General features: G+C 51.6%; 19 protein-coding genes and 2 pseudogenes. 5 read left to right on the top strand and 16 right to left on the bottom strand.

Features of this window, described 5'->3' with window-relative positions:
* From EVJ33_RS14460 to EVJ33_RS14415, 10 genes and pseudogenes are all read right to left on the bottom strand, one after another.
* Positions 1-216: pseudogene (locus tag EVJ33_RS14460) on the bottom strand (ABC transporter permease); the annotation flags it as partial.
* A complete protein-coding gene (locus EVJ33_RS14455; RefSeq protein ID WP_131438195.1) occupies positions 206-1,132 on the bottom strand; it encodes an ATP-binding cassette domain-containing protein in 927 nt (308 codons plus the stop codon). The gene EVJ33_RS14455 and the pseudogene EVJ33_RS14460, both read right to left, overlap by 11 nt.
* Positions 1,133-1,324: 192 nt before the next feature.
* Positions 1,325-2,440, bottom strand: coding sequence for an RNA-guided endonuclease InsQ/TnpB family protein (locus EVJ33_RS14450; protein ID WP_483297316.1), 1,116 nt, complete (start codon positions 2,438-2,440; stop codon positions 1,325-1,327).
* A pseudogene (locus EVJ33_RS14445) lies at positions 2,370-2,792 on the bottom strand (IS607 family transposase); the annotation flags it as partial. The gene EVJ33_RS14450 and the pseudogene EVJ33_RS14445, both read right to left, overlap by 71 nt.
* A 118-nt stretch (positions 2,793-2,910) precedes the next feature.
* Positions 2,911-3,879, bottom strand: coding sequence for a class II fructose-bisphosphatase (gene glpX / locus EVJ33_RS14440; protein ID WP_029594665.1), 969 nt, complete (start codon positions 3,877-3,879; stop codon positions 2,911-2,913).
* Between the two features lie 17 nt (positions 3,880-3,896).
* The gene (murA, locus tag EVJ33_RS14435) at positions 3,897-5,150 is read right to left on the bottom strand and encodes a UDP-N-acetylglucosamine 1-carboxyvinyltransferase (protein ID WP_131438189.1); all 1,254 of its coding nucleotides are present in this window, start codon (positions 5,148-5,150) and stop codon (positions 3,897-3,899) included.
* 26 nt (positions 5,151-5,176) lie between these two features.
* A complete protein-coding gene (gene fsa, locus EVJ33_RS14430; protein ID WP_131438187.1) occupies positions 5,177-5,827 on the bottom strand; it encodes a fructose-6-phosphate aldolase in 651 nt (216 codons plus the stop codon).
* 171 nt (positions 5,828-5,998) lie between these two features.
* A complete protein-coding gene (gene fba / locus EVJ33_RS14425) occupies positions 5,999-6,853 on the bottom strand; it encodes a class II fructose-1,6-bisphosphate aldolase (protein WP_021066099.1) in 855 nt (284 codons plus the stop codon).
* Between the two features lie 157 nt (positions 6,854-7,010).
* Positions 7,011-7,373 carry a response regulator gene (locus tag EVJ33_RS14420; protein WP_236634648.1) on the bottom strand — a complete coding sequence of 121 codons (363 nt, stop codon included), beginning with the start codon at positions 7,371-7,373 and terminating at the stop codon, positions 7,011-7,013.
* 80 nt (positions 7,374-7,453) lie between these two features.
* Positions 7,454-7,804 carry a YxeA family protein gene (locus EVJ33_RS14415; RefSeq protein ID WP_131438185.1) on the bottom strand — a complete coding sequence of 117 codons (351 nt, stop codon included), beginning with the start codon at positions 7,802-7,804 and terminating at the stop codon, positions 7,454-7,456.
* A 112-nt stretch (positions 7,805-7,916) separates the two neighbouring features.
* Here EVJ33_RS14415 and EVJ33_RS14410 point away from each other — a divergent pair, with 112 nt between their 5' ends.
* On the top strand, positions 7,917-8,360 hold the full coding sequence (locus EVJ33_RS14410) for a hypothetical protein (protein ID WP_131438183.1): 444 nt from the start codon (positions 7,917-7,919) through the stop codon (positions 8,358-8,360).
* Positions 8,361-8,397: 37 nt separating this feature from the next.
* Here EVJ33_RS14410 and EVJ33_RS14405 read toward each other — a convergent pair whose 3' ends face one another.
* On the bottom strand, positions 8,398-10,053 hold the full coding sequence (locus EVJ33_RS14405; protein ID WP_131438181.1) for a glycerol-3-phosphate dehydrogenase/oxidase: 1,656 nt from the start codon (positions 10,051-10,053) through the stop codon (positions 8,398-8,400).
* A 262-nt stretch (positions 10,054-10,315) separates the two neighbouring features.
* Here EVJ33_RS14405 and EVJ33_RS14400 point away from each other — a divergent pair, with 262 nt between their 5' ends.
* The 3 genes from EVJ33_RS14400 to EVJ33_RS14390 all read left to right on the top strand — a co-directional run bounded on the left by EVJ33_RS14400 (position 10,316) and on the right by EVJ33_RS14390 (position 12,694).
* Positions 10,316-11,431, top strand: a complete 1,116-nt coding sequence (locus EVJ33_RS14400; RefSeq protein ID WP_131438178.1) for an NADH-dependent flavin oxidoreductase — start codon at positions 10,316-10,318, stop codon at positions 11,429-11,431.
* A gap of 267 nt (positions 11,432-11,698) precedes the next feature.
* Positions 11,699-11,911: a hypothetical protein gene (locus EVJ33_RS14395; protein ID WP_131438176.1), complete on the top strand. Its 213-nt coding sequence runs from the start codon at positions 11,699-11,701 to the stop codon at positions 11,909-11,911.
* A 114-nt stretch (positions 11,912-12,025) separates the two neighbouring features.
* A complete protein-coding gene (locus EVJ33_RS14390) occupies positions 12,026-12,694 on the top strand; it encodes a helix-turn-helix transcriptional regulator (RefSeq protein ID WP_131438174.1) in 669 nt (222 codons plus the stop codon).
* A gap of 14 nt (positions 12,695-12,708) precedes the next feature.
* Here the strand turns inward: EVJ33_RS14390 and EVJ33_RS14385 are convergent, their stop codons facing one another.
* The 5 genes from EVJ33_RS14385 to EVJ33_RS14365 form a co-directional block, all read right to left on the bottom strand.
* Positions 12,709-13,257 (bottom strand): GNAT family N-acetyltransferase, encoded by a 549-nt coding sequence (locus EVJ33_RS14385; RefSeq protein WP_131438172.1) that lies wholly within the window; start codon positions 13,255-13,257, stop codon positions 12,709-12,711.
* Positions 13,258-13,299: 42 nt separating this feature from the next.
* Entirely contained in the window at positions 13,300-14,130 is an 831-nt protein-coding gene (locus EVJ33_RS14380; RefSeq protein ID WP_131438170.1) for a TVP38/TMEM64 family protein, read from the bottom strand.
* A 133-nt stretch (positions 14,131-14,263) separates the two neighbouring features.
* The gene (locus EVJ33_RS14375; protein WP_131438168.1) at positions 14,264-15,859 is read right to left on the bottom strand and encodes a CTP synthase; all 1,596 of its coding nucleotides are present in this window, start codon (positions 15,857-15,859) and stop codon (positions 14,264-14,266) included.
* Between the two features lie 236 nt (positions 15,860-16,095).
* The gene (rpoE, locus tag EVJ33_RS14370) at positions 16,096-16,575 is read right to left on the bottom strand and encodes a DNA-directed RNA polymerase subunit delta (RefSeq protein WP_131438166.1); all 480 of its coding nucleotides are present in this window, start codon (positions 16,573-16,575) and stop codon (positions 16,096-16,098) included.
* Positions 16,576-16,655: 80 nt separating this feature from the next.
* Positions 16,656-17,975 (bottom strand): MFS transporter, encoded by a 1,320-nt coding sequence (locus EVJ33_RS14365; protein ID WP_131438164.1) that lies wholly within the window; start codon positions 17,973-17,975, stop codon positions 16,656-16,658.
* A gap of 171 nt (positions 17,976-18,146) precedes the next feature.
* Between EVJ33_RS14365 and EVJ33_RS14360 the strand changes: the two genes are divergently transcribed.
* Complete coding sequence (locus EVJ33_RS14360; RefSeq protein ID WP_131438162.1) at positions 18,147-19,448, top strand: globin-coupled sensor protein; 1,302 nt, start codon at positions 18,147-18,149, stop codon at positions 19,446-19,448.
* The last annotated feature ends 35 nt before the right edge of the window (positions 19,449-19,483 follow it).

Raw genomic sequence — 19,483 nt, 5'->3', positions numbered from 1 at the left:
GGCCCCACCGACCGCCCCAGAAACGATTGAGACGGGTAAGATGAAGTTCAAATAGGCGCTCCCGTCAAACTGCGGGAGTGAGGCGACGCTCGACAGACCGCTCGTGTACACGAGCAGGAAGAAGACAGAGATAATCAAGTTCGGGATGAATGAAAACGGATTACGAATCGTCGTGATGAGACTCCGTTTCGTGAAGAGCCATGTCTCAGTCCACATCCGGCACACCTCCTTCGTATGATTCGCCGGTCACTTTTAAAAACACGTCATCGAGCGACGGTTGCTTCACGGTAAGGCGTTCTGGTTGAAGTCCCTGTTCATCGAGTCGACGGACGATATCCATTAACGTATAGTCGTGCAGTTCGAAGCCAACCTCGAGGCCTGAAGCCGTGTGACCGAACAGACCCGCGGCCGCCGTCGCCTCTTGCGAACTATGAAACATCATCGAAATCGTCTCGCCGCCGACGAGACGCTTCAGCTCTTCCGCCGTCCCTTCACTGACGAGTTTCCCGTGGTGGATGATAGCAATGCGATCGGCCAGTTCATCCGCTTCTTCTAAGTATTGGGTCGTCAGAAAAATCGTCGTGCCGAACTCTTCGTTCAGTCGTCTCACTTCATTCCATATTTCAATGCGACTCGCAGGATCAAGCCCGGTCGTCGGTTCGTCTAAAAACAAGACGGTCGGTCGATGAACGAGTGTGAGCGCTAAATCGAGCCGGCGCCGCATCCCACCCGAATACGTCCCGCTTCTCCGGTCGGCCGCTTCAGTCAATGAAACGACACGGAGCAATTCTTCGGCGCGCGTTTCCGCCTCTTGTTTCGTCATTTTGAATAACCGGCCTTGCAGGACGAGCAGTTCCCGTCCGGTCAATACTTTGTCGATCCCGGTCTCCTGCAGAGCGACACCGATTGACAGTCGGACGTCTTTTTCTTGTTTCACGACATCAAATCCATTTACCCGCGCCTTCCCTTCGGTCGGTCGGACGAGCGTCGTCAACATTTGAACGGTCGTCGACTTCCCGGCCCCGTTCGGTCCAAGGAACGCAAAAATCTCGCCTTCCTGTACCGAAAATGAGATGCCATCGACGGCTGGGACATCCCCGAACGTTTTGACGAGCGATTCCACTTCAATCATCACACACACCTGCTACTAAAAACATATACAAACGTGTTCAACGTTTTGTTTTAGATGGTTTCCTGCTTCGACCTATGTCTCGCATGAGCGAGTTGTGTCCATAGTCCACAGGCGTGAATTCCGATGTAGCCCACCGTATAAGATCTAAAACTTATATGTTGTGTTGTATTATCAGCAGTTACGCTCCCTTTTTTACACCAACACAGTGTAGTCTTTTGCGTTCTTCAAATTGATGCTCGCGTTCCAATCCCTATCCAAACTCATCCCGCAATGTTCACAATCATACGTTCTCACATGTAAGGGCATCTTCTTCCTCTCTCCACAGCACGAACAAATCTGACTGGATGGATAGAACCGGTCCACGCGCCTCAGTTCGATTTCGTATTCGACACACTTGACCTTCAGCCAGTCGGTTAAATACCCGATCCCGATCTGCTGGAACGCGTTCGAGAGGGTTCGATTCTTCATCATGCCCTTCACATGGAGATGTTCGATCGTGATGAACTGTGGATTCTTCTTCACGATTTTGAGAACGGTCTTTCGCTTGAGGTCCGTCTTGATGTTTCGGATGCGTCGATGCAACCGTTGGACGATTACCTTCTGCTTTTGAAAATTGGCAGAACCTTTTACACGCCGGGCCAGCTTCCGTTGTTGACGCTTCAGACTTTTTGTCAGCTTGGCGAGTTGGTTGGATCTGCTGACGTTCGCCACATGCTCGCCATCGGACGTATACAGAAACATCTTGATTCCCATGTCGATGCCGATACCTTCGGATGGTCCTGACTTTTTCTTGCAAGCCTCCTGCTCCTCGACCAGTACAGACACGAAGTATCGGTCGCCCTCGCGAGAGACGGTGGCGCTCCTCACACCGGCAGAGGGGATGTATCCTTTCTCTTTCAGCCTTACCTTGCCCAACTTGGGCAGTTGGATGAGATGACGCTTCACATGGATTGTCCCGATCAGGTAGAACGAACCGTAGTCGCTCTTTCTCTTGAAACACGGGAAGGATGCCAGCTTCTTGAAGAACTTCTTATATGCCGTCTCCGCGTTCATGATCGCCTGTTTGACAGCTTTACTCGGGACCTCCTTTATCCACGCGAACTCTTCTCGTCTAGCGTGTTCGTTGTTCAACCACTTGGAGAAGTCGTAGCCTGAGAGGAACGAAGAGTCGGCTTTATACGCCTCTTTGTTCTTTTGCAGATAGAGGTTATAGACATACCGGCAAGTCCCAATCGTCTTATGGATCATCACTGCCTGCTCGTCGCTCGGCCTGATTTCCGTCCTGTATGCTTTCAACAACCTCCTCATCTCCCTCTATCTTATTTTTGTACTTACGAAGGCCATAAATCCTGCAAGGGAACACATGTATGGTGGAAATCAAGTCTTGGACGAGCTCTTCTTGAGAAGACAGGTCTTCATTGTGGACGACGATCAATTCGGCCCAGTTCTTCTCGAACAATGACTCGAACCAGTCAAAACCGAATCGGATGAATCGGTTTTTGTGCGTCACATACACTTGAGAGATTTCCCCAACCATCACCTCGTCCAACAGAATGTTCCACCTCTTACGCTTGTAATTCAATCCGCTGCCGACATCCTTGATCACTTCGCCGGGGATAGCGCCTCTTGCGTTCAAGAAGTTTCGAAGGAAGTCGACCTGTCAACTTAACAAATTACTATTGAAACCTCCTGTCTTCCCATTCCCGTTCTAGCCGCATATTAAATATGTAAGAACACATCAAAAAAGCTGTGGACGTCATGTCCACAGCTCGAGAGAATCAAGGTTTCATTACCATTTTCGGTTTTTTCTTCAATGAGTGGATGCCTTCGACAAAGCGAACCGTCCCTGACTTGGCACGCATGACGACCGAGTGCGTCTGACCGCCCTGTCCGGTGAACTGGACGCCGCGGAGAAGCTCCCCGTCCGTCACGCCCGTCGCGGCAAAGATGCAGTCTTCGCCTTTGACGAGATCGTCTAGCAATAAAATCCGTCCCGTATCGGCGATGCCCATGTCTTGGCAACGCTTCTCTTGGGCTTCGTCTTCAGGCAACAGACGACCTTGGAAGTCACCACCGAGACATTTCATGGCGACGGCTGCGATGACGCCTTCCGGTGCACCGCCCGAGCCGAGCAATAAGTCGACGCCCGTTTTCGGGAACGCCGTATTGATGGCCGCAGCCACGTCTCCGTCTGGAATTAACTTGATGCGGGCACCTGTCGCCCGGACACGTTGAATCATCTCTTCGTGACGGTCACGATGTAAAATCGTGACGACGACGTCTTCGACGTTCTTGTTCTTCGCCTTGGCGACGATGGCGATATTCTCTTCAATCGAATTGTCGAGACTGATCAATCCGGCCGCTTCCGGACCGACGGCAATCTTGTCCATATACATGTCCGGCGCGTGCAATAAATCTCCAGCATCGGCGACGGCAAGAACGGCGAGCGCTCCCCACGTACCCGTCGCGACGATGCTCGTCCCTTCGAGCGGATCGACGGCGACGTCGAGGCGTGAGCCGTAGCCGTTCCCGACCTTCTCCCCAATATAGAGCATCGGTGCCTCATCCATCTCACCTTCTCCGATGACGACGACCCCTTTCATCGGGATCGTATCGAACACTTCACGCATCGCGGTCGTCGCCGCGTCGTCCGCTTCTTCTTTCAAGCCTTTACCCATCCAACGAGCCGAAGATAGCGCTGCCGCTTCTGTGACTCGGACCAACTCCATTGATAAACTACGTTCCACCCGAATTCTCCCCTTTGTTACTCGGACGCCTCATCGACCCAGACGAGAGCGCCGAGTTGTTTTAGTTTGCCAACGAAATCAACATATGAATCGTTCAATTTTTCTGCGTGAATCACTGTCGATTCACCGCTTGCCTGAAGTCCTGCCAAGACGAGTGCCGCCCCGCTCCGTGCGTCTGCACATTCCATTTCCGCATTGGCGAGTGTCGTGCCGCCACGGATGACGGCCGAAGCGTCCTCGAGCGTGATTTGTGCGTTCATACGCCGCATCTCCGCAATATGGCGGAAACGTTGGGCGTACAGCTTGTCCGTGACGATACTCGTCCCATCCGCTTTCAACAACGCGGCCGACATGATCGGCTGCAGGTCGGTCGGGTACCCCGAATAGTGGAAGACGCGAATATCGATCGGATGAAAAGCGTTCGCCCGCACCGTGACCGATTCTTCGTCCACTTCGACTTCAGCTCCGTAATCCATCAGTTTTTGAATGACACCTTCTAAATGGGTCGGAATGACGTTTCGAACCGTCACTTCGCCCGCGACCGCGCCATAAATCATAAACGTCCCGGCCTCTAAGCGGTCAGGGATGAGTGTATGTGTACAACCGTGGAGTTTATCGACCCCTTTAATACGAATCTCGTCGGTACCCGCCCCGATGACGTGGGCCCCCATCGAAGTGAGCATCGTCGCGACATCGACAATTTCCGGATCGATGGCCGCGTTCTCGATGACGGTCGTCCCGTCAGCGAGCACGGCCGCGAGCATCGCGCTCACCGTCGCCCCGAATGAACGGAGATCGAGATAAATCCGATTCCCTTCCAACTTTTCAGCGTTCACATGATACAGTCCCGACTCGTTCTCGACTTTAATCCCAAGACGTTCGAGTGCTTTCAAATGTAAATCGATCGGTCGTGGACCAATCGCATATCCACCGGGAAGCCCGACGGCCCCTTTCCCAAAACGAGCCGCAAACACCCCAAGCAAATAGACAGCGGCTCGGACTTTACGCGTTTCTGAGCCGAGTAGTGGCATGGCGACAGCGTCTTTCGCATGAAGCGTCATCCGCTCCCCGTCTCGTTCAATCGCGACTCCGAGTTCTTGTAATAGACTGAGCATCACTTCGACGTCCTCGATCACGGGGACGTTCTCAATCGTCACCGGTTCTTCCGTCAAAAGTGCTGCGACGAGACAAGGTAATGCGCTTTGTTTGGCCCCGCTAATGTCAACTGTTCCTTCAAGTTTTTGCTGTCCTACGATATGGAGAATTTCCACGATGATCAAACCTTTCTGCGACAAACTTATTTGGATTGAGCGTTGTTCCAATCCGCTAAGAATTGCTCGATCCCTTTGTCAGTGAGCGGATGTTTCATCATCTGTTCGATGACTTTATATGGTACCGTGGCGATGTCGGCTCCAAGAAGGGCCGCCTTCGTCGCGTGGACCGGATGGCGAACGGAAGCTGCGATGATTTCTGTCTCGATGCCATGGATGGCAAAGATATTGGCAATCGTCTCGATGAGGTCGAGACCATCTTGACCGATATCATCCAAACGACCGATGAATGGTGAAACGTATGACGCGCCGGCCCGAGCCGCGAGTAGCGCTTGGTTGGCGTTAAAGATGAGCGTCACGTTCGTCTTGATGCCGAGTTGTGAAAACGTATTGACCGCTTCCATACCTGCTGGCGTCATCGGTACCTTGACAGTAATATTCGGCGCGATGGCCGCAAGTTCCTTTCCTTCTTCCACCATACCCGCTGCGTCGAGCGCAATAACTTCCGCGCTGACCGAGAGATCCCCGACGATCTCACAGATTTCGCGTAGCCGTGTATGGAAATCGACGCCTTCTTTGGCGACGAGCGATGGATTCGTCGTCACGCCCCCGATGACGCCCATCTGATGAGCTTTCTTGATGTCTTCCACGTTTGCCGTGTCAATGAAAAAACGCATGTCCAATTCCTCCTCGAATGGTGTTGTGATCGCTTACACTTCTTATTATGAGGAAAGTGTCGTGGAATTGCTACACCCTTTGCATCAGAGCGGCGATGGCAAACATCGAACCGATGAGCGCTCCATAAAAAAAGCCGGTTCTCACAGGGAGAACCGACTGATGTGACAGGATTATGCTTGGTTGCTTGAACCGAACTCACGCATTTTGCCAGTAACGACGTTGTAGATCGCTTCGACACCAGGGCCGATGACTTTACGTGGGTCATATACTTTCGAGTCCGTGTTGAGCTTCTCACGTACGGCACGAGTCCATTCTTGTTGGCACTCTGTGTTAACGTTGATTTTGCTGTGTCCGAGCTCGATTGCTTTTTTGATCTGGTGCTCAGGGATACCTGAACCGCCGTGAAGAACGAGTGGAGTTTTTGTCGCTTCCGCGATTTCTTCCATCTCTTTGAAGCCGAGTTTAGGCTCGCCTTGGTATTCTCCGTGTACAGAACCGAGTGCTGCCGCAAGAGCGTCAACTTTCGCTTCTTTAACGACGCGTACGCACTCGTCGAGGTCAGCGTATTGTACGCCGCCAACTACGCCGTCTTCTTCGCCGCCGACTGTGCCGACTTCCGCTTCAACCGAAGCGCCTTTAGCGTGTGCGTATTCAACGACTTGTTTCGTCATTTCGATGTTCTCTTCGATCGGGTGGTGTGAACCGTCGATCATAACAGACGTGAAACCAGCGTCGATCGCTGCTTTACACTTGTCGAAAGATGAACCGTGGTCGAGGTGGATTGCAACTGGAACAGTGATGTTGTAGTCGTGCATGAGACCTTCAGTCATTTTAACAACTGTTGTGAAGCCACCCATGTACTTCGCTGCACCTTCTGATACACCGAGGATAACTGGTGATTTCTCGTCTTCCGCAGCGCGAAGAATCGCTTGCGTCCACTCGAGGTTGTTGATGTTGAATTGGCCGACTGCATACTTGCCTTCGAATGCTTTGTTAAGCATTTCTGTCATTGATACTAATGGCATAATGACATCCTCCTGTCTGTTCGCTATTGTGCACTTTGGGAAAAATGCCCCCGTGCAATTCGTTCCCATTATAACACACGTCGAAACGTGTGCCTATGCTATTCGGGCATAGAAATGGCTCTGCGCAAGCGTTTACATATGTCATCTTCGTGACGAATTACGTGATTTTCAGGACTTCCTTCACTTTTTCAATCATACCGTAAATATCAAACGGCTTCTCAAATTGCGCAGCAATGCCTAGCCGTTGCACTTCTTCGAGCGTCGATTTCTCTCCGAACGCGGTCATAATCATGACCGGGGTATCGATGTCTTGTTGGCGCATGTTGCGGAGCACTTCATGGCCGAACATGCGCGGCATGTTCATATCGAGCAATACTAAATCATATCCGTTCTGTTCGAGTTTTTCCCAGGCACTCAGTCCGTCGTTCGCCGTGTCGACCTCGATGCCGAGGTTTTGGAACACTTGCGCCAACATCAACCGGATCCCGTCTTGATCGTCTGCGATTAACATCCGTGACATCCATCTACCTTCTCTCCATAGTTTGCAATACTCTAACCATACCAAATCCACTTTCATTTGGCGACGCGACTATTTTGAAATCAAGGCAACGGGATGGATACCGGTTCGTCGGTCTGTTCGTCCTTCAACTGGGCTGGCACTTCGGATTCCACTACCGACTCGTAGGCGGTCACTTTCCCCTCGTCTTTGATATACACTTTTAGGAAATCACCTTCAGCCAATCGCGTCGGCGCCCGGAGCGTGATCGGACGTTTCTTCCCTTCTTCGTCATAACCGATCATCTCATACGTGTATGTCGTCCCTTGATCGGTGACGTTTCTGCTCGGCACTTTCGTATAGTAGATATCGGCAAACAGACGATCTGTGTCGACTAGTAGCCCGCCGAGCAATAAGATGAGGACGACACCACTAATCTTAACTATTCGCTTCATCGAATAACCTCCGCCTCCCTTATTTCCATCTTTTTCAATACCATTGTGTCCCCATTTCTAAACACATGATGCACTGGTATACTAAAGACATGAAGCGAATGGGAGTTACATTATGAAACAATATTTGTTATACGTGTTGTTCGTCTTGACGATTGGAAGTATGGTCGCACTCAGCGCCTCGTTATTTGGCGACGATAACGACCTGAACGTCTTTTATGAAGAGGATATCCCTCTTGCCGCCTCAATCGATACCGAATTAGGGGACTTTGCGGATACGTTCGCTGTTCTATCCGAGACGTTCGATGAGCCGATTCGAGAATCTGACATTTCTCAGATGGAACGACTTGCGGCAGACCCGACACTCGACGAAGCGATGCCCCACCCGCTCGGAACAATTAACGTCATCTTCGAGGCGCGGCCGACAACGTTGACGGTCGAGGCAGAAGTATACCGAGAGGACGGGACATATCTCATCCTTTATTTTTCGGGCGATGAGGACGTCGTCGAGGCACTCGACGAACGCATCATGGCGTATTATGACGAATTAGGCATATGAAAAGGAACCTCGCCGCGGCGAGGTTCCTTTCGTTTCATTATTCAACCGTCACTGGGACGACAGCGAGGTCGATCTCTTTGTCGACTTCGGCCCGCTCTTCAGCGAGACGGGCATCCGACCACTTAAAGACGTCGGCCATGGCACGGAGCACGCCATCTTTATAGTTGCGGACAAAATCGATGTCGAAGAACATCGCGCCAGTGCGGCGGACGAGGAAGTCGATGGCTCGAACGACCGACTCTTCTTCGATACCGTAAATGAGCTGTGCGTAGACGATCTCGGGAAGGTCGTACGCGTTCGTATCCATCCGTTCGACGACACGGTCGATATTCGATCCGTACAGACGGACGAGCTGTTCGGCCTTGTCATCCTCGAGACCGAGGTTTTTCAGTTCAGCCTTCTTCTTCGTCAAGAAATCGTCGAACCCGTTCGAACCACCGACATGACCACCAGACATCGGCATATGTTTCGTGCGCGAGGCAAGGAAGACGATACCTTCTTCTTGCTTAAGCAGTTTCGCCACCAAATCGACGACTGTCTCTGACATCTTGCGGTAACCGGTCAACTTCCCACCGGCGATCGTAATCAAGCCGCTCTCTGACTGCCACACTTCATCTTTCCGTGAGATTTCAGACGGATCTTTGCCTTCTTCATAAATCAGTGGACGAATCCCGGCCCAACTCGACTCAACGTCGTCCGCTGTCACGTTCACGTCTGGGAACATATAGTGAATCGCCTCTAAAATATAGTCACGATCCTCAGTCGTCATCCGTGGGTGTGCTTTATCCTTATCGAAGAACGTGTCTGTCGTCCCAACGTATGCCTTCCCGTCACGTGGAATCGCGAATACCATCCGCTTATCCGGCGTATCGAAGTAGATGGCTTGTTTGAGCGGGAATTTCGATTGGTCGATGACGAGGTGAATCCCTTTCGTCAAACGAAGCATCTTCCCTTTGTTCGAGCCATCCTGTTCGCGGAGCACGTCGACCCAAGGACCGGTCGCATTGATGACTTTCTTCGCATAGACATCATACGTCTTGCCGTCGATTTGGTCCTCGACATGTACGCCGACGACTTTGCCTTGCTCGTAGATGAGGCCGGTCACTTTCGAATAGTTCATCAAGAGGGCACCATGGTTCGCCGCCTCTTTCGCGACTTCGATGGTCATCCGGGCGTCATCCGTCCGGTATTCGACGTAATAGCCGCCACCGACGAGGCCGTCTTTTTTGACGAGCGGTGCTTTTTGAATGACTTCATCCGGCTTCAACATCAAGCGCCGTTCAGCACGTTTCACGCCAGCCAAGAAGTCATACACCATCAAGCCGACTGCGGTCGAGAGTGGCCCGAATGTGCCACCTTTATGCATCGGTAGTAGCATGCGTTCCGGTGTCGTGACGTGTGGCCCGTTCTCATAGACGATGGCACGCTCTTTCCCGACTTCGGCGACGAGCGCGACTTCGAACTGTTTCAAGTAACGTAATCCACCATGGACGAGTTTCGTCGATCGGCTCGACGTTCCGGCTGCGAAGTCCTGCATCTCGAGCACGGCCGTCTTCATTCCGCGGGATGCGGCGTCAAGTGCAATCCCAGCACCGGTGATCCCTCCGCCGACAACGAGAATATCATGGCGCTCCCCTGTCAATTGTTCATATCGTTTGGCACGTTCTTTCGCTGAGAAATTTTTGATTTCCATCTTGTCCCCTCCTATAATGTATCCGGTCAGATGTATATGAAAAGAGACCACAACAAAACAAGGCTTCGCCCCCCATGTCGTGGTCTCTCTGTAGTCTCCAACCGGTTATCAACTTTTCTCCTGTATTATACCCTATTCTCACATGTTCAACCATTGACCCGCTCACCGAGTGTGCAACCTGCTCCTCAGAAAGCGTCCCGCTCGCAATTTTAAAAAGAGAAGACTAGACTTCAAGGTATCACCAACAAGGAGGAGTTTTTTTATGAAACGCATGTTACAACCTTTCCAATTCAAAAACGGCGTCGAGCTCCACAATCGGCTTGTGCTCGCGCCGATGACGCACTATTCGTCTGAACCGACGGGTGAGGTATCGGAGCACGAACTCGCTTATTACCGGAAACGGGCGAAGAACGTCGGACTTGCCATCACGGCATGTGCTTACGTGACCGAGGACGGTAAAGGATTCCCGAACGCCTTCGGTGTGAATGACGACAAGTTCATCCTTGGGTTACGTCAACTCGCTGAGAGTTTAAAAGCGGAAGGTGCGAAAGCGATTCTCCAAATCTTCCATGCAGGACGCATGTCTCCTCCGGAACTCGTACCGAACGAACAACCTGTGAGTGCTAGTGCCGTCGCACCGGTCCGTGAAGGAGCCGCCACGCCGCGTGCCCTCGAGACCGAAGAAGTCGAGACAATCATCGAGGCGTTCGGCGACGCGACACGTCGTGCCATTGAGGCCGGTTTTGACGGTGTCGAGATTCATGGGGCGAACACATACTTGATTCAACAGTTCTTCTCACCTCACTCGAATCGACGCGACGATCGCTTCGGCGGCGATGTGAACGCACGTCTCACGTTCCCACGTGAAGTCATCCGTTCAGTGAAGCGTGCGGCTGAAGGCGCAGACGATTTCTTAATCGGCTACCGCTTCTCCCCTGAAGAAGTCGAAGAGCCAGGCATCACGCTCGACGATACGGACGTATTGATCGATATGTTGCTCGAAGAAAATCTCGACTACCTCCACGCCTCGCTTTGGAACTTCAACATCAGATCGATGCGGAACGAGAACGTGACGGAGCGATCGATTGATCGCATCGCTAAACGCATCAACGGTGCCGTCCCGCTCATCGGAGTCGGACAGCTTCAGCGCCCAGGTCAAGTCGAAGACGCATTGAACGTCATCGACCTCGCCGCGCTCGGCCGCGAACTCATCATCGACCCGGATTGGCTAGAGAAAGTGAAAGACGGTCGGGAAGACGAAATCGAGACCGAACTCGACTTGAACAAACAAGCCGAACTCGCCGTCCCGGCTCCGCTCTGGAACGCCATTACGACGCGTGCCGGTTGGTTCCCGATCAAAGATCAAGCTGTAAAATAACATCATCGTCCGTAGACCTCACGTCTGCGGATTTTTTGTTCTCATTTATCGCTAGAATACTGTGAGAAAGGATTCACGTTTTAGACACAAATTTGTCACATTTTTATTCTTTTTCACCGCTTCTTTCGTGTTGACCTAACTTTCCAACCTACTGCTCCCTTCGTAAGCTAAGGAAAGGAGCCGTTTCCTCCTTTAAAGACTACAGGTCGAGCCTCGCTTGTGCCGCGCCTGTCCGTTTGACCATCTTTTGAAAGGGGCATATCATGTATGACGAAAAAGCCAATTGATCTCGATGCGCATAACAAGCAGCTTAATCAGCATCAACAGCGGACGAAACAAGTCGCCGAAACGTATCGACAAAAAAGCAAAGAACTCGAACACCGCCTCGAATCATCCGCCCGTTCCCACGAAGAAGTCTTTTCTCGCGAAATCGCCGAGCTGAAACAAGCGAACAAGCGGAACGTTCCACGCAATAAATAAACGGTTCCCGATCGTACGACGAAAGAAGTGAATCATCCGTTGGAAAATAAAATAAAACGCCAATTTCTGAACAACCTTCATCGTGATCGAAAGTTGTTCGATGACTTTCAGCATGTGGAAAATTTTTATACGCTTGACCAACAGATCGTGAGCGCGCTCCGTAGCTCTCATCCGATTCGAGCCGAGCAGTTACTCGAAACACTGACGCTCGATTTGCTTAAGCTTCCCGTCTCAGATGAGTATATGAGTGTCCGCTTTTACTATCGTGGTCTCGTCTATCATGTGATTCGCTTAATCCCAGTCAATAATCCGAACGTCCAAACCGCCCTCAATTATACGAGCGCGCTCCTCATCTTGATTGACGAGTTGACGACGACGCTTGATTTTATTTATGCGATCCCGGTCATCGTTGATTATTTGACGAAGATGATGGCATTTTTATCTCCGCCCGTGTCGACCAATCCGAACGTCACGACAGCCATTCATTTGATTGAAGACCATTTGAAGGAGCCCGAGTTGTCACTCCCGTGGATCGCCCACCAAATCGGGTTATCGAATAATTATTTGTCGACACTATTCAAGCAGGAAGTCGGCGAAAGTGTGCCGGAACGCATCCGGCGCCGGCGCATCGATGCATCCATCGCTGATTTGCTCGGGACGAACTTGCCGATTTGTACCATCGGTGAGAAATATCGCTTCGCTTCATGTACGGCTTATATCAACACGTTCAAGACGTATAAACAAATGACCCCGCTCCAATATCGCCAACTGTTCCACACCTAAAAAGCGCTAAGCCTCTACCGAGACTTAGCGCTTTCTGTCATCCATTCTTCTCGCAATACACCCATGCGAATCGAGTCGTAACGCACGTTGTCGACGATACGTACCTGGCGAATCCGACCTTCGAGTTGCATGCCGACCTTCTCGGCCACTCTCATCATCCGCTCATTGCCAGACCATGTCGTCAGCCCGACACGGACCGTCGGCAGCGTCTGAAACAGATGGTCGATCCACAGTTTGAGTGCCCGTGTCCCGATACCTCGATTCCAGCGGTCGGCTTGATGGAGGATGATCCCGACCTCGAGCCAGTTCTGTCCATCGTCTTCATAATAGAAGGAAACCGTCCCGTAGACGATCCCATCGACCTCGATGACCCACATGTCGTCACGGCCGATGTGTTCGTCCGCACTCGTTCGGTATACCTCATACGTTTGTGCCCGATGTGCAAAATACGGAGCGTCCCATTGTTTAAATTCCGGCGCTTCGTCTTTGTACATCAATTCCCATAACCGATCTAAATCACGTGCCTCGATCGGTCGAATCAGTAATTCTTCATCACGAACCATACCCTCGTCCTCTCTATTTGTGCTCCTGACTGTTTCGAGACATCAATTCGAATTTCCTTTTTTTCGTTTCCGCCAGACGAGCGCCAAGATGACGAGCAAGAGGCTCGCCGTCACCGAGACGACCGCAAACGGACTCGCACCGGTGATAAATAATTCACCGAGTGAGACCGAATACGCGAGACCGAACGACGTGAGAAGCTTCGCACCGATGGCGATCAACACGAAACGTGGGAACGGCACGCGACTGAAGCCGGCAGCTAAGCAGATGATCTCGTCGGGCAAAATCGGGATGATGAACAAGACGAGCAAGACGCCGAGTCCGTATTTGTCCACGTATCGGTCGTACGTCGCGAGTTTGTCGGCGTCGATGAGGCGCATGATCCGTTCCCGTCCGAATCGGGCAAGTCCGTACATGACGAGAATGCCTAGCGTCGTCGCAACACTTCCGATCAAGGCCGCTCGCAGCGGTCCGAGGGCGACACTTCCAATCGGAACGCTGATCGCCTCTGGGACAGGGAGCGCGATCGGTTGCAGGAAACTGAACGCGGCAAACAGCCACATCGCCTGGTCCTCATACTGTTCGAGCAGTCGCTCGAGCCCATATGAATCGTATAAAACGAGACCGAACGAGACGTAATACACGAAGACGAATAACAAGAACAACGTGAACGTGACTTTGAGCATCTGTTTCAAGTACGTATTCGACCCCTCTCGAATCGACCGTAATAAGCCAATCGAGAGCGCGAGCAATACCACTCCGGTCCACCCGAGTTGATAAGGAAGGTATAGCGTCGGCAAGACGACGAACGGCAACAGACTAAGCGTGACGAGCGCCGCCCCATATCCGATATACATCATCCTTCGTTTCTGCATGTCGCATCGCCCTCTCCCTGTTCTACTCTTAGTGTACCCGGATTCCTAGATCGATGTATCCATCTCGCGCTTCGGAATGTATCAGCCTTTTGCCCGAGAAAAAAGGTCACAGTCTGAGACTGTGACCTTTGGCTCATTCGCCGAGTGAAGCTTGGATGAAATCGTGGAACAAGCGTTGCGGACGCTCTGGGCGCGAAATGAGTTCTGGATGGAACTGTGACGCGACAAACCACTTGTGCTCTGGAATCTCGATGATTTCGACGAGACGGCCGTCTGGGCTCGTTCCTGAGAACTTGAACCCTTCTGCCTCGAACGCTTCACGATACTCGTTGTTGAACTCATAACGATGACGATGGCGCTCATAAACGAGCTCTTGATTGTAAGCGGCGTGCGCTTTCGTGCCAGGCTCGAGCTTACATGGATACAGGCCGAGACGAAGCGTTCCGCCAAGGTCTTCGATGTCTTTTTGTTCTGGAAGCAAATCGATAATCGGATAGTTCGTCGTCGGATCGATTTCCGCCGAGTGGGCACCGTCGAGCTTCAAAACGTTGCGGGCGAATTCGACCGTGGCGAGCTGCATGCCGAGGCAAATCCCGAAGAATGGGACGTTATTCTCACGTGCATAACGCGTCGCTTCGATTTTCCCTTCGATGCCGCGTTCTCCAAATCCACCTGGGACGAGAATCCCATCAGCATCTCCGAGCAGCGTCTCGACGTTTTCTGCCGTCACTTCTTCGGCGTTGACCCAGTCGATGTCGATGTCGGCATTGAAGGCGTAACCGGCGTGTTTGAGTGATTCGGCGACTGAGATGTACGCGTCGCGAAGTTCGACATATTTCCCGACGAGCGCGATCTTCACTTTCTTCTCGAGGTGCGTGACCGTGTGGACGAGCTCTTTCCAAGCCGTCATGTCAGCGGCTGGTGTGTTGAAGCCGAAGTAGTCGTTGACGAGTTGGTCCATTCCTTGTTTTTGGAGATTGAGCGGCACTTCGTAAAGCGTCGACGCATCTTGTGCCTCGATGACCGCTTCTTTGCGCGTGTCACAGAACAAGGCGATCTTCTCACGCATATCTTCCGGGATGTCGTGTTCAGTGCGGAGGACGATGATATCCGGTTGAATCCCGTAACTGCGGAGCTCTTTGACGCTATGCTGTGTCGGTTTCGTCTTCATCTCACCGGCAGCGCGAAGGTAAGGGACGAGCGTACAGTGAACGTACATGACGTTCTCTTTGCCGATGTCGTTCTTCACTTGACGAATGGCCTCAATGAACGGAAGCGACTCGATGTCCCCGACTGTTCCACCAATCTCTGTGATGACGACGTCTGCGTTCGTCTCGCGACCGGCGCGGAAGACGCGATCTTTAATCTCGTTCGTGATGTGCGGGATAACTTGGACCGTTCCTCCGTTATAGTCGCCACGGCGTTCTTTCTTCAATACGGTCGAATAGATGCGACCTGATGTCACGTTGGCGTTTTGCGACAAGTTGATATCGATGAAACGCTCGTAGTGACCGAGGTCAAGGTCTGTCTCGGCGCCGTCATCCGTGACGAACACCTCCCCGTGCTGGTACGGGCTCATCGTCCCTGGGTCGATATTGATATACGGGTCAAATTTCTGAATCGTCACGTTCAAACCTCGGTTTTTGAGTAGACGTGCGAGCGAAGCGGCTGTGATCCCTTTACCGAGTGAAGATACTACCCCACCTGTTACGAAAATATACTTTGTCATCATCATTCTCCTCTCTTGAATGCCACAACGGGAAACGAAAAAACAAAAAAAGCAAAAGTGCCCCCACTGAAATGGAGGACACTTTTGCTGCATCGTTACGTGCTAAACTAGCCCATGACTAATTTACGTCAGAGACGATGCAGTCGTCAAGTCATTATTTTTTCTTTTTTTGAAACTGTCAAAAAAGAAAAAGAGACACGCCTAGCCGGGACAAATGCCCGGCTTTTTGCGGTCTCTTATAAATCATCCTCATCTTCTAAGTCGAGGTCGTCGTCCAAGTCTTCGTCCTCGAACTCGTCAAGGCCTTCCACTTTTTCGGTTGCGTCCTCGGCATCGAATTCAGATGCGTCAAAATCTTCACCTTTTGCAAAGACGTCAAGGTCGTCTTCAATGTCGACGATTCCCTCATCCGTCTCGTCAATCTCTTCTTCGAACTCATCGAGCTCACCGCGTTGGCGTGCCTCGATGACGAGATCTTCGTCTGACTTATCGAACGGATACCAAACACGAAGCGCCCAACGGTTAGCTCCCAAGTTGACGAATAGTCCGTCGATGTTCATGTCCGTGTAGAGTTGCGCGATTTTCTCGAGCTCTTCCTCTTCACTCGCGAACGTATAGTTTTGTCTGATCAGCTCACGGATCTCATCAAATGAAACTGGTTGCTCCCCAGTCTTTTGAAGAATTTCGTAAACGAAATCGATCAACGATTTATTCATTAAAGGACACTCCTTTTCCGTCACTAGTTAAACATCACTCCTCATTATAAACAAAACCGATATGAAAAAGCTAGAGGAAATTATTTTGATGTTTGAACGGTTTTTTGGATGCGAAACCAGTAGAGGGTGATCAATCCAACGTTGAACAACCAGGTCAGACCGAGCACACCGACCATCCAGTCGCGCGGGATTTTAAAGGAGAGCTCGGCATTGACCGACTGGCCGACGTAGAGACCATATCCTAATAGTCCAACCATAAGCGCCGAGTAGGCGACGACCATCCCGAATCGTTTCCATAGTTGCAAGAGCAGCGAAGCGAACTCTTTATTGTCCCCGTAGGATGCGTACAAATAGACGTGACCCGCACTCGCATACATCGTCTGGACGTACCCGCTCACAAACAAGACAGGGATGAACAGAAGCGGCTCAAAAAAACTCAAGAAAAATAACAGCGATGTGACGAGCAGGACGTAATACGGATGGCGCGCTACATCGAACACACGGCTCAACAAAATCCAACCGATGACACCTGCTAGGAAGGGGATAAACACATAGAACAAGATCACTTGAAACGAGTACAAGGCCAGACTGACGAACACAGCACCAATCAACGTCCATCCGCCGAACAAGCCGACAACGAAAGAGAGCAACTGGACTTGTCGCGTCCGGGTCGCGCTGACATAAGTCTGCGTCCGCTCTTGGAACAGCACCCATCCGACGTATCCGAGCAGAGCGATCATCAATAAAAAGATTTCCACGTACCCGCTCGCCCCTTCCAACAGACTGAGGAGACGGCTGACCAACGTGAACACGGTGACGGCGATGAAAGCACGCACGAACTTCCCCGTCTCCCACGTCCACGTCGCCGTTTTCTCGAGCGGAAGCTTTTTCACGAACAGATACGGCAGGACGAGACTGACGAGAAAGAGGACGACGGCCCCGTTATACGACTGGATCAGTGTATAGGAGAAGGCGACGACCCAGGCCAAGAGGGCGAGCACAAGAGGTAACGAACTCCCTTTCTCGTCTGACGGTTCTTTGGGTGCCGACAATTCGCCTAGCTGTGATAGAATCGTCGTCATAATCGAACCGACACCAATCGAGCCGACACCGACTAAAAATGCGCTCACTTCGATGCCCCAAGCGAACGGCAACAAGAAGCAGATGAGACCAACGACCAAGACCGATAGCGCGAGTAAAAATGTTTGCTTCGACCCAAGCCGACCGATGACATACACCCAAAGCAATAGCCCCGACATGCTCGCGACATAAAAAATCATGAACGGAATTAATCGCCCGACGCCGTCTTCGACCGCCATGATGGACAAAAACAAAATTTGAGGCAAGATTTGACTGCTGAGGGCACTGACAATCGTCAATAACACGACCGTGTTCTTCAAACGGAACACCCCATTTCTCAAAAATGTCCGAACCGCCTTCTCTTTTTTCTTCCCGCTTCTAGCACGAGCACAACCTGCTTCTTCGCACATCAATTTCTCATTTTTTTCACATCTTTGCCGATATAGAGGAGAATGGCATTTTAGCTATATGAGAAAAAAGGAGAATAAAACATGGCATTGTTCCGTAAATCAAAATCTACCGCCTACGTCGCATCGATCGGCTTCCCCGATATGACGACGATCGCCCAACCGACCGATCCGAATTTGAACGGACGGGCGCATTATATGGGCTATACGTCCTCTCAAGTCAAACGACTTCAAACGATGGCCCCGCTCGTCGAGTCGGTGTTAGATGACGTACTCGAAAACGTACTCGATCATTTGATGCTTCAACCCGACATGGTCAAAATCGCCAACGCCTCGTCGACACGCGAGCGACTTAAAAAAGTATTCGCTGACTACTTCCGGAGCTTGTTGACCGGGAACATCGATGACAAGTTTCTCGCCATGCGCAAGCGGATGGGTCAGACGCATCACCACTTCTCAGTACCGGTCGTCTGGTTCCTCGCGACGTATTCCGCCTTCAACACGTTACTCATCCCTAAGATCGTCGAACATTATCAACACGATCCTGCCACGATGACCGAATCACTCCTCGCCTTATCCCACGCGATGAACTTGGACGCGCAAATCGTTACAGAGCAATATGTCGATGCCAGACTCGATGAAATTGAATCAGGGAATGTAGCCCGGATGACATTATTGAACGACGTGAACCGCGTCAGCACCGAAGTTGCGACGACGATGGAACAGACCGGCCACGCCATGTCCGAGACGAGCAAACGAGCCCATCAAGTCTTATCCGAAACAGAGCAGACGGAGACGTTGAGCCGACACTTGATGAACTTGACGCATACGAACAGTGAACAAATCGAGCAGATGGAAACCGAGTTCAAGCAATCGACGACGTATATCGATGCCTCACTCGAACGCATCACTGCCCTGAAAGACGGTTCACAAGACATCGTCAGTATGACGCGGAGCATCGAACAGATTGCCAATCAGACGAACTTGCTCGCCTTGAACGCATCGATTGAAGCGGCTCGGGCCGGTGAACACGGCAAAGGTTTCGCCGTCGTCGCGACCGAAGTGCGGACGCTCGCCGAAAACGCGAAACAACTGAGCAGTCAAATTAACGTCCTCATTCATGAAAATGAGGCAAACATCGCCGCCCTGCTCGACCAGATGGGCCAGATGCATCGGACGAACGACGAAGCGATGCGCCAACTCGGCGCCGTCAAAGTCGGTTTTTCGACCGTCAAAGACGAGATGGGCAATTACGTCCTATCATTTGAACGCAATAAGCAAGACCTCGGCCAAATGGTCGAGACGATCTCAGCCATCAACGAGACGACGCAAGGCTTATCGCATTTGACGTCTTCTTTGTTGGCGACTGCTGAGATGCAGTCCTAACAAACAAGGCACGGTCCGCGGACCGTGCCTTGTTT

Origin of the sequence: Exiguobacterium sp. SL-10 (assembly GCF_004337025.1) — a bacterium.
In the GTDB taxonomy this organism is placed as follows: Bacteria; Bacillota; Bacilli; order Exiguobacteriales; family Exiguobacteriaceae; genus Exiguobacterium.
The sequence above is the reverse complement of the archived record's forward strand: the minus strand, read 5'-3'. Positions and strand labels throughout refer to the sequence as shown.

Excerpts from the sequence above, each read along its gene's own strand:
- EVJ33_RS14455 (WP_131438195.1), bottom strand. The coding sequence starts at position 1,132 with ATGATTGAAGTGGAATCGCTCGTCAAAACGTTCGGGGATGTCCCAGCC.
- EVJ33_RS14450 (WP_483297316.1), bottom strand. The coding sequence starts at position 2,440 with ATGAGGAGGTTGTTGAAAGCATACAGGACGGAAATCAGGCCGAGCGAC.
- fsa (WP_131438187.1), bottom strand. The coding sequence starts at position 5,827 with ATGCGTTTTTTCATTGACACGGCAAACGTGGAAGACATCAAGAAAGCT.
- fba (WP_021066099.1), bottom strand. The coding sequence starts at position 6,853 with ATGCCATTAGTATCAATGACAGAAATGCTTAACAAAGCATTCGAAGGC.
- EVJ33_RS14420 (WP_236634648.1), bottom strand. The coding sequence starts at position 7,373 with ATGTCACGGATGTTAATCGCAGACGATCAAGACGGGATCCGGTTGATG.
- EVJ33_RS14415 (WP_131438185.1), bottom strand. The coding sequence starts at position 7,804 with ATGAAGCGAATAGTTAAGATTAGTGGTGTCGTCCTCATCTTATTGCTC.
- EVJ33_RS14410 (WP_131438183.1), top strand. The coding sequence starts at position 7,917 with ATGAAACAATATTTGTTATACGTGTTGTTCGTCTTGACGATTGGAAGT.
- EVJ33_RS14405 (WP_131438181.1), bottom strand. The coding sequence starts at position 10,053 with ATGGAAATCAAAAATTTCTCAGCGAAAGAACGTGCCAAACGATATGAA.
- EVJ33_RS14400 (WP_131438178.1), top strand. The coding sequence starts at position 10,316 with ATGAAACGCATGTTACAACCTTTCCAATTCAAAAACGGCGTCGAGCTC.
- EVJ33_RS14395 (WP_131438176.1), top strand. The coding sequence starts at position 11,699 with ATGACGAAAAAGCCAATTGATCTCGATGCGCATAACAAGCAGCTTAAT.
- EVJ33_RS14385 (WP_131438172.1), bottom strand. The coding sequence starts at position 13,257 with ATGGTTCGTGATGAAGAATTACTGATTCGACCGATCGAGGCACGTGAT.
- EVJ33_RS14380 (WP_131438170.1), bottom strand. The coding sequence starts at position 14,130 with ATGCAGAAACGAAGGATGATGTATATCGGATATGGGGCGGCGCTCGTC.
- EVJ33_RS14375 (WP_131438168.1), bottom strand. The coding sequence starts at position 15,859 with ATGACAAAGTATATTTTCGTAACAGGTGGGGTAGTATCTTCACTCGGT.
- rpoE (WP_131438166.1), bottom strand. The coding sequence starts at position 16,575 with ATGAATAAATCGTTGATCGATTTCGTTTACGAAATTCTTCAAAAGACT.
- EVJ33_RS14360 (WP_131438162.1), top strand. The coding sequence starts at position 18,147 with ATGGCATTGTTCCGTAAATCAAAATCTACCGCCTACGTCGCATCGATC.